Origin of the sequence: Dactylosporangium sp. NPDC005572, from assembly GCF_040605515.1 — a bacterium.
Taxonomy (GTDB): domain Bacteria; phylum Actinomycetota; class Actinomycetes; order Mycobacteriales; family Micromonosporaceae; genus Dactylosporangium.
The window spans coordinates 1-4549 of sequence record NZ_JBEXCY010000392.1; the positions used below are offsets into that span (position 1 = coordinate 1).

At 76.6% G+C, this 4549-nt stretch carries 6 protein-coding genes; 5 read left to right on the forward strand and 1 reads right to left on the reverse strand.

The window, feature by feature from the left end; all coding sequences use genetic code 11:
• The 4 genes from ABZS66_RS60600 to ABZS66_RS60615 form a co-directional block, all read left to right on the forward strand.
• Positions 1-662: aminoglycoside adenylyltransferase domain-containing protein (locus ABZS66_RS60600; RefSeq protein WP_354773910.1), on the forward strand; the 662-nt coding region annotated here is incomplete at its 5' end.
• Positions 663-720: 58 nt separating this feature from the next.
• Positions 721-1896 (forward strand): hypothetical protein, encoded by a 1176-nt coding sequence (locus ABZS66_RS60605; RefSeq protein ID WP_354773912.1) that lies wholly within the window; start codon positions 721-723, stop codon positions 1894-1896.
• A 10-nt stretch (positions 1897-1906) separates the two neighbouring features.
• The gene (locus ABZS66_RS60610) at positions 1907-2614 is read left to right on the forward strand and encodes a helix-turn-helix domain-containing protein (RefSeq protein WP_354773914.1); all 708 of its coding nucleotides are present in this window, start codon (positions 1907-1909) and stop codon (positions 2612-2614) included.
• Positions 2611-2985, forward strand: coding sequence for a zf-TFIIB domain-containing protein (locus ABZS66_RS60615; protein ID WP_354773916.1), 375 nt, complete (start codon positions 2611-2613; stop codon positions 2983-2985). Before ABZS66_RS60610 ends, ABZS66_RS60615 begins: the two co-directional genes overlap by 4 nt.
• On the opposite strand, the gene ABZS66_RS60620 is transcribed toward ABZS66_RS60615, so the two are convergent.
• Positions 2982-3500, reverse strand: a complete 519-nt coding sequence (locus ABZS66_RS60620) for an alpha/beta hydrolase fold domain-containing protein (RefSeq protein WP_354773918.1) — start codon at positions 3498-3500, stop codon at positions 2982-2984. The two genes, ABZS66_RS60615 and ABZS66_RS60620, sit on opposite strands and share 4 nt — an antisense overlap.
• A 153-nt stretch (positions 3501-3653) precedes the next feature.
• Here ABZS66_RS60620 and ABZS66_RS60625 point away from each other — a divergent pair.
• On the forward strand, positions 3654-4549 hold an 896-nt coding region (locus ABZS66_RS60625; RefSeq protein ID WP_354773920.1), incomplete at its 3' end, for an ATP-binding protein.

Consider the following 4549-nt stretch of genomic DNA (forward strand, 5'->3'; position numbering starts at 1 on the left):
GCAGCCGGCCCACCGCGGCCGAGGGAGCACTACTGGCGGCCGCCGCCCGCGACGCGGGCACCGGCGACAGCGGAGCGGGCGCCCGGGGTGGCCGGCTCACCGCGGCGGAAGTGGTGGCGCTGGAGGCGCTCGTCCGGGGCGCGGACACCGGCGGGGCGAGCGGGATCGACCTGCACGTCGTGACCGCGGACGTGGCCGGTGCGCCCGGGCCGGCGCCGGCGCTGGAGCTGCACGTCGGGCGGTACCGGTCCGGAGTCGAGGTCACCGTCGGCGCGCCCGCCGACGCCGACCTCGTCGCGGAGTTGTCCGTGGCCCGCGCCTCCGGCCGCGCGCTGCTCGGCGCCGGACCCGCGGCCGTGCTCGGACCGGTGCCGGCGGCGTGGGTGCGCGACCGCGGGCGGTACTGGCTCGACCGGTGGCGCGGCCTCACCGATGACGACGAGAGTGCCGCGCACATGGTCCTCACCGCCTGCCGCATCTGGCGGTTCGGCGTGGAGGGCGTCCACTGCGGCAAGCTCCCGGCCGCTGCCTGGGCCCTCGCCCGCGCGCCCCGGCTGGCCGCGATCCCCCAGGCCGTGCGCCGCTACCGCGACGACCCGGCCACCCCGATCGCCCCGTCCGCCATCGCCGCCGTCCTGGACGCCGCCGCCCGCGAGGCCTGACCGACACCTGGGCGGTGCGGGGCGGACGAGGGCCGTCGGGCGACGGTAGCGTGCGCGCATGATCAGCGTCGGGACCGCTGTCGATCTGCTCGTGGTCGGGTCCGTGGTGGGTGGTGTGCCGCTCGCTGTCCGGAGCCGGCCCGGAGCAGGCGGCACCGTCGCTGCCGGGTGGTGTCTTGCCGGTGTCGTTGCCGCGATCTACCTCAATCAGGTGCTGTTCACCGTGTACGTGGTGCGGGTGCACGGTGGGGACCCGGGGTTCGTGGCCCGGTACCTGCCGGCCGGGTGGTTCGACCTGGCCGGCGGGAGTCTGGTGCGGTCCGTTGCCGAACTGTTCCCGGCGCCGGAGCTGCTGAGCTGGACCGTGCTTCGGGCGCAGGCGGTGCTCGAGCTGCCGTTCGTGATCCTTGCCTACCTCTGCGCCGCGCGGCGGCTCGCCCCGGGGCTTGCCCGTGGGCTGGCCTCGCCGGCCGTGCTCTGGGCCGCGTGTGCCGCCTGGACCATCGTGTTCAGCCTCGTCGAGTGGGGGCTGTTCAACCCGTGGACGTACGACGACCTGATGCTGCGGGCCGTCTCCGGGGTCCTCACCCCGCTCGCCGTCGGGCGGTGGGTGCGGGTCGCTCCCGACGGCGCCCGCGGTCCGGCGACCGCCGGGCAGGTGCTGCTCGCCGTGCTGGCCGTGGCGGCGATCGGCATGCTGGTGCTGGTCGTGTACGACACGGCGTTGCTGTACAACCTCGGGCACCTTCCGGGGCTGCTGCCCGTCGCGCTCGTCGCCGGTGCCGTCCTTGCCGGCGCCGACCGGTGGGGCGAACGGTTGCCCGCCGCGGCGGCCGGGCCCGCCGCCGGGACCGTCGCGGCCGGGCTGGGCTGGTTCGTCGCGGTGTTCTTCGTGCCGGCGCTGCCGATCCGGTACGCGCTCGACCTCGGGAACCCGTGGCTCACCGCCGTGGCCGCGGCGTGCGTCGCCGGGGCGGCCCTGGTGCTCGCCCTGCGGTCGGTCGCGGGCGGCCTCGGGGCGACGGGGACCAGGCGGGGCTGGCTGGTCTCGCTCGGGGTGGCGGGCACGGCCGGCGCGGCCGCGACCGTGTTCGCCTGGGTGCCGCCGCCGACGTACCCGGAGGTACGGCTGCTGCTCGCCGCCGCCCTCTTCCTCGTCGCGACGACCGTGGTGGCGCAGGTGGCGGACCGCTTGGTAACATCGCGTATCCAGAAACGGAGTGTCACTGAATGAGTGTCACTGCATGAAAGTGCCGCGGCTCTCGCGGGCGGAGACCCAGGAGCGCACCCACGCGCGGTTGCTCGCCGCGGGGCGGGTGGTCTTCCTGCGGCAGGGCTTCCTGGCGGCGACGGTCGACGAGGTCGCCGCCGCGGCCGGGTACACCCGCGGCGCCGTGTACAAGCATTTCGGCGGCAAGGAAGGACTCTGGCAGGCGATCCTCGACGCCACCGCCGACGCCCACCTCGCGGCGCTGACCGCGGCCTTCGCGGCGGCCCGGACCCGGGCGGACCTCCTGACCGCGCTGGACCCGGCCCGCTTCGCCCGCCGCACCGGGACCGCGACCACCACCTCGCCCGCCGAGGCCGGGGAGCGGGCGCCCGGACCGGTCGGTGCGGACGAGGAGGGCGCGGCGGGTCTGGTCGGTGAGCACGACGTCGCGCGGTGGGCCGTCGTGGGCGCCGAGTATCTCGCGGCGGTCGCCAACCAGCCCGAGCACGCCGCCCGGCTGGTCGCCCTCCAGCACCGGCTCGACGCGGCGCTCGCCGGGCTGCTCGCCGAGCACTGCCCGCGGCTCGGGGTCCGCCCGGCCGTGCCGATCCCCGAGCTGGTCGTCGCGCTCGGGGCGTTCGGCGGCGGCCTCGCGCTGCTGGCCGCGGCCGACCCCGCGCTCGACGCGGGGGCCGTGTCGGACGCCCTGCTGCCGGTACTGCTGCTGGAGGCATCGCGATGATGGACTGGTTCCGCCGCCGGCTGCGGTTCCTGGGCGGCGTGGCAAGCGCGGTGTCGCACGCCGACACCGGGCCGTTCGCGGGGGCGCCGCGCAACCCCGGCCTGCGCATCGACGACGAACAGTCCTGGTCGACGATCCGCTACACGACCGACACGGTGGCGTACACGACGATCGCCACGACCGCCGAGCGCTGCCCGGCCTGCGGCGCTCCGCTCGTCGAGACGCACGAGGTCGAGCGCCACGGCGCCGGCGGCGCCGCCCTGGGCACGGTGCGGACCTGTCCCGACTGCGGTACCGGCGGCTGGCTGCGCGAGTCGCGGATGCCCCGCACCGCCCAGGCCCGCGAACGGTCCCGCCGCAACGTCGTCTAGGCCGCGAGCGCGGCCCGCAGGACCGGCGCCGCCGACGGGGTCCACAGGACGTGCGCCGACAGCGGCAGGCCGCCGCGGCGGTCGGCCAGCAGCATCAGGTCGTCCGCGCGGTCGGCCTCGTCCGGGTCCGCGCTCAGCGCGACCCGGCCCCCGTCCAGGTCGTACTCGGCGCCGTGCGCGGCCAGCCAGGCCAGCGCGGTGTAGTCCTCCTCCAGGGCCACGGGCACCCGGGCCGTCGGCGCCAGGGAGTAGTCCACGACAACGACCGCCGCGTGGACCTCGGCGGCCAGGCGCAGCGCCCGGCGCTGGGTCGCCCGGTCGCGGAATCCACTGTGGACGTAGCCGACGACCGGCAGCGGCCCGTCGCCCGGCGGGCGGAAGAGGCGGAACCACGTCTCGCCGGCCGGGCCGCCCGGCACGACGAAGTCGCGGGCGCACGACGTGCTGCGGTGCGGGGTGGCGGGCCGCGGACGGCAGGTGGGAACAACGACACTGGGATCGGCGAGAGTGGTCATCCGGCTGCTCCTTCGGTACAACGTGATGCTTCAACATTGAGCCGCTCGGACCCGCCGGACATGAGTCATTTGACGGCATTGCCGGAATAGCCCGGCGCGTGTGGGCGCTGCACCCGGGGAGCCCCCTTCGAGTCCCGGACGGAGAACCCCACCATGACCGCGCACCTCATCGGGCGCGACGCGGAGCTGCGCCGGATCCGTGAACTGCTCGACGCCGGTCACGGCGCGCTGCTCCTGCGCGGTGCGCCCGGTGCCGGCAAGACCGCACTGCTCGACGCGGCCGCGGCCGCCGGACAGGCCGCGCGGCGCACGGTGCTGCGGGCCGACGCCGTCGGGTTCGAGCACGACATCCCGTTCGCCGCCGTGCATCAGCTGGTGTACCCGCTGAGCCCCGACCCGGTCGGCACCACCCGCGACCCGCTCGCCGTCGCCACCCGCGTGCTCGCGCTGCTCGACGAGGCCGCCGCCGGCGGGCCGCTGCTGCTGCTCGTCGACGACGTCCCGCGCGTCGACCCGCAGAGCGCGGCCGTGCTCGGGTTCGCCGTGCGGCGCCTGCGGCACGACGTGGTCGTGCTGGCCGCCGCCCGCGACGGCGCCGCGAGCTGCTTCGACGAGCTGCGCATCCCGGTCCTCGAGGTGCCGCCGCTGCCCGCCGCCGCGGCCGGCGCGCTGCTCGCACAGCAGCGGGCGGGACTGGCACCCGCGGTACACGAGAAACTCCTGCAGGACGCGCAGGGCAATCCCCTGGCGCTGCTCGAGCTCGCCACGACGCTCACCGACCGGGAGGCCGCCGGCACGGACCCGGTGCCGGATCCGCCACGCCTGAGCCCTCGGCTCCTCCAGGTGTACAGCGAACGCCGGGACGAGCTGCCACCGCTCGACGCCGCGCTGGAGCACGCGGCCGGACCCGCGCTCGAGCGCGCGGCGGCCGTCCAGCTGGCGACGCCGGCCGAGCGCCGCGCCGCGCACCGGCGGATCGCCGAGGGGCTGCGCGAGATGCGCCAGGTCGTCGAGGGTCAGACCACCGCCGGACGCCGTGATCAGCCCGA

Bases quoted from the DNA above. Each gene is read 5' to 3' on its own strand.
- ABZS66_RS60605 (WP_354773912.1), top strand. From the start codon at position 721: ATGATCAGCGTCGGGACCGCTGTCGATCTGCTCGTGGTCGGGTCCGTG.
- ABZS66_RS60610 (WP_354773914.1), top strand. From the start codon at position 1,907: ATGAAAGTGCCGCGGCTCTCGCGGGCGGAGACCCAGGAGCGCACCCAC.
- ABZS66_RS60615 (WP_354773916.1), top strand. From the start codon at position 2,611: ATGATGGACTGGTTCCGCCGCCGGCTGCGGTTCCTGGGCGGCGTGGCA.
- ABZS66_RS60620 (WP_354773918.1), bottom strand. From the start codon at position 3,500: ATGACCACTCTCGCCGATCCCAGTGTCGTTGTTCCCACCTGCCGTCCG.